This is a genomic window from Accumulibacter sp., from assembly GCF_032229525.1.
Taxonomy (GTDB): domain Bacteria; phylum Pseudomonadota; class Gammaproteobacteria; order Burkholderiales; family Rhodocyclaceae; genus Accumulibacter.
Map to the genome: position 1 here is coordinate 1 of NZ_JAVTWB010000273.1, position 3,865 is coordinate 3,865.

Below are 3,865 nucleotides of genomic sequence, written 5' to 3' on the forward strand. Positions count from 1 at the left end.
CCGAGCAAGGCTTTCGCGGCTGGTGACCCGGCTCTGGGCTCGGACTGGCCCGGCGGCTTTCTCTGCCCCTGTCACGGATCGACCTTCGATTTCGCCGGCCGCGTCTTCAAGGACAAACCGGCGCCGACCAACCTGGAGATTCCCCCCCACAGTTACCTCACCGACAGCCGCCTGCTGATCGGCAGCGACAGGCGCGGGCAAGCCTGACGGCCCAGCCAATGACACGGCATTTCGTACCAGCACACGGCCGCTTCGCGCAGACGCCACAAAACGGATAGGAAAGGACAAATCATGCAAATCGCCGTCACCAGCCAGAACCGCAAGACGATTACCGAGCACGCCGGCAAGTGCCGCAAGTTCTGGATCTACGATGTGGAAAAGGGCGTGGTGAGCGGCAAGCGCCTGGTCGAGGTTTCCATCGAACAGAGCTTGCACGCCAGCCACCACCAGCTTGCCGAACCGCTGGCCGGAATCAATACGCTGATTACCGGCGGTATGGGCCCCTGCCTTTTTGAACGCCTGATGCAGAGCGGAATCCTTCCCGTGGTGACGATGGAGGAAGATCCCGATGCCGCCGTATCGGCGATGCTCGCTAATCGCCTCGAACGCTTGCCTGTTGCACGGGGCGGTCACTGCCATGAGCGCGGCCATTTCTCCCACGTCGCGAGCTAAACACCATGGCCACGACTTCTTCGAAGCTTGATATTGGGGCCCTGAAGCGCCTACGAATTCTCTGTGTCTCGGAAACCGGCTGGTTCGATACCGCCACTGTCTTCGACGACATCCGCGCTGCCGGCGGTGCCCAGACCGATCAATACGCCATCCCCTGGCCGCCGTTCGGATCACTGCACGCCGAGAACGCCGCCGGCTTCTCGGCGCTGCTGGAAGCCGAGGGACTCGATGGCCGCGTGCGCCGCCTGCTCTTCGATACCGGTTGGAACCCCGACTGGATGGACCGTCGCTTCGCCGAAGAGGGCATCGACCGCCTGCTGCAGGAGGGCAAGATCGAGGCCTTGATCATCAGCCACGAGCATTTCGATCATTTCTGGGGGATTGGCTCGACGCTCAAGCACTGTCCGGATATTCCGATCTACCTGCCGGAAGGCTTCCATCCCGCCGGCCTGGCGTTCATCCAGCAACAGGGGCATACCGGAAGCGTGATCACCGTACCCACCGAGCAACCGCTGGTACTGCTTCCGGGTCTGGCTCTGGCCAGTTTCCCGATGAGCACGCTGTTGCAGGTGCACGGGGAAAACGTCCTCTACGCCAAGCTGCAGAGCCAGGGCTTGACGATGATCACCGGCTGCGGCCACGGCGGGGTCCTCAATCTTCTGGATTACGCGCGTCGTACCTTCGCCGGTGGCGAGCACATCCACGCGATCTATGGCGGGCTGCATCTCTCGCCCCTGGAAGATTGGGACAGCCAGCGCGACGAGATCGTCAAGTCTCTGGCCGGCTATGGCATCACCAAAATCGGTTGCAACCATTGCACCGGGCGTACGGCTGTCGAGAAGATGCTGGCCAGCGGTTTGCCGGTACAGCGGGGAACGGCCCGAAACGGTTCACAGACCGATTTGTTCCTGGGTAACGGTGACGTGCTGGATCTGGGACAGGAACGTGCATCTGCCCCCTAAGCTTGCCGTCAACCGGGGAGCAACGTGCGAGACTCCTGGCACGGGTGACTGCGCACGGTTACATCGATGATCACGCCGGGGTACGGATCTCGTCGTCAAGCGCAGGCCCGCCTGAAGGTCGGGGGCCAGTCTTGCTGATCTGAGATGCGACAAGATGCCACACGACGACTGGTCGCTGGCCGGGCATACTTGGGATAGCCGATCGTCGTGATTACCGACGATCGAGTGTTCCACCCGCTTTCCACGGAGGTAGGTATGCAGTTCTTCAAGACCATGTTGATGGCCCTGGCGCTGATCGTTTCCGGTTTGTCGAACCCGGTCTTCGCCGGGGATAAGGATCCCTTGTTCATCGCTTTGTCGAGCGATGCGACACGGCGGGTTGGCCACGTTCTGCATTTTGCCGAGCTTCAACGCGCCAGAGGACACTCGTTGACGATTTGGCTGAACGAGAGCGGCATCCTTCTCGCTTCCAGGAAGTACACGGAGAAGCATGCCAATCATCAAAAGGCGCTCGCCGAACTGATGAGCAAGGGTGCGACGGTATTGATATGCCACTACTGCATGCAGCAGTTCGACGTCGAAGCGTCGGACTTGTTGCCGGGCTTCAAGATCGGCAGCCCGGATCTGCTTGGTAACGCCTTGTTCAAGGACGACACCAAGACCTTGTCGTGGTGAACGCCTGACCACGAGCCGTCGCTTCTGGCACTGCATCAACCGGCACCGGTGAAGAAGAGAAGAAAGGGGCAGGGCGGGGTGCAAATGACAGGCGCTGTCTGAAACCTTCCACCATGCCGGTCGAAATTCCGACTACGACGAGGCGGCGTTCAGCCAACAAGATCGGCTCACTATCGGCAAGGTACGCGATGAGAACACGACTCACCGGCTGGGTTCGGGTCTTGCGCCTGATCTGCCTGCTCACTGCCACCGCCCTCTATTGCTCGCCAGCCGCTGCCGATGCGCCGCTGTGGATCGACCACGACGCCGCCGGCGAACGGCGGGTTCATTTGTACTTCTTCTGGACCCGGAGCTGTCCGCATTGCCAGGCGGCGATTCCGTTCGTCGAGGCGCTGTCAGCCCGCTATCCCTGGTTGCTGGTGCACAGTGGCGACGTCAGCAGCGACGTGGAAGCGGCCAAGGCGTATGTCGCCATGGCGGAGGCGCTGAGTCAAGAAGCGAGTAGCGTTCCGGCCTTTCTCTTCTGCGGCGGCATGATCGTCGGTTTTGACCGGCCGGAAGGAACTGGGCGCGCGCTGGAGGAAGGGCTGCGGTCGTGTCGCGAAACGGGTATGCCGGCAGCGCTCGATCCCGCTGCGGCAACGGCGCGGGTGCCGAGTGTCGATCTCCCGTTGTTCGGCAGGGTGACGGCCGAGCAGCTGTCATTGCCCGTTTTCACCCTGGTCATCGCTGGACTCGATGCTTTCAATCCCTGTGCCTTCTTTGTGCTCCTGTTCCTGCTTTCGCTGCTCGTCCATGCCGGCAGCCGCCGCCGCATGCTGTTCATCGGCGCCGTCTTCCTCTCCTTCTCGGGCCTGATCTACTTCGTGTTCATGGCCGCCTGGCTGAACGCTTTCCGCTGGCTGGGCGAGATCGCGATGGTTACGACGGTGGCAGGGATGCTGGCGATGATCATCGCGCTGATCAACATCAAGGACTATTTCTGGTTCAAGAAGGGGATCTCGCTGAGCATCTCCGACGCGGCCAAGCCCAGGCTCTACCAGCACGTGCGCGGGCTGCTGCGGGCTGACAGCATGCCGGCGTTGACGCTCGGCACGGTTGCCCTGGCGGTGGCGGCGAATTCCTATGAGCTGCTGTGTACCGCCGGATTCCCGATGGTCTATACGCGGCTGCTGACCCTGTCTGACTTGTCCCCCTGGCAGCACTACGCCTATCTGGGACTCTACAATCTGGTCTATGTGATGCCGTTGATGATCATCACCCTGGTGTTCACCTGGACCCTCGGCTCGCGCAAGATGTCCGAGAGCGAAGGGCGATTTCTCAAACTGCTTTCCGGCAGCATGATGCTGGGACTGGGCGTTCTGCTGCTTGTGGCACCGGCGGCGCTCAACGATCTGCGCGTGGCACTGGCCTTGCTGGCCGGCGCGCTTGGTGGTTCATGGCTGGTGCACCGGCTGATGTGTTCTCGAAAATCGTTCTCGATCTAGTCGCCGCCAAAGGGCGAGTTTCGCGAACGTCTGCCTTGGCGTGCTTTGTTGTCCGTTTTCCGAGAGGAA

General features: G+C 61.4%; 4 protein-coding genes and 1 pseudogene. All 5 read left to right on the forward strand.

All coding sequences use genetic code 11. The features are described from left to right. Positions 1–207: pseudogene (locus tag RUW20_RS21280) on the forward strand (Rieske 2Fe-2S domain-containing protein); the annotation flags it as partial. Positions 208–291: 84 nt separating this feature from the next. Then, positions 292–672, forward strand: coding sequence for a NifB/NifX family molybdenum-iron cluster-binding protein (locus RUW20_RS21285; RefSeq protein ID WP_313954222.1), 381 nt, complete (start codon positions 292–294; stop codon positions 670–672). Between the two features lie 5 nt (positions 673–677). Further along, positions 678–1,634: an MBL fold metallo-hydrolase gene (locus RUW20_RS21290; RefSeq protein WP_313954223.1), complete on the forward strand. Its 957-nt coding sequence runs from the start codon at positions 678–680 to the stop codon at positions 1,632–1,634. Positions 1,635–1,841: 207 nt separating this feature from the next. Then, positions 1,842–2,309 carry a DsrE family protein gene (locus tag RUW20_RS21295; protein ID WP_313954224.1) on the forward strand — a complete coding sequence of 156 codons (468 nt, stop codon included), beginning with the start codon at positions 1,842–1,844 and terminating at the stop codon, positions 2,307–2,309. A gap of 188 nt (positions 2,310–2,497) precedes the next feature. Next, positions 2,498–3,796: a thioredoxin family protein gene (locus RUW20_RS21300; RefSeq protein ID WP_313954225.1), complete on the forward strand. Its 1,299-nt coding sequence runs from the start codon at positions 2,498–2,500 to the stop codon at positions 3,794–3,796. Positions 3,797–3,865 lie beyond the last annotated feature (69 nt).

What these genes read in the sequence shown, in the direction of transcription:
- RUW20_RS21285 (WP_313954222.1), top strand. Translation starts at nt 292, where the DNA reads ATGCAAATCGCCGTCACCAGCCAGAACCGCAAGACGATTACCGAGCAC.
- RUW20_RS21300 (WP_313954225.1), top strand. Translation starts at nt 2,498, where the DNA reads ATGAGAACACGACTCACCGGCTGGGTTCGGGTCTTGCGCCTGATCTGC.
- RUW20_RS21290 (WP_313954223.1), top strand. Translation starts at nt 678, where the DNA reads ATGGCCACGACTTCTTCGAAGCTTGATATTGGGGCCCTGAAGCGCCTA.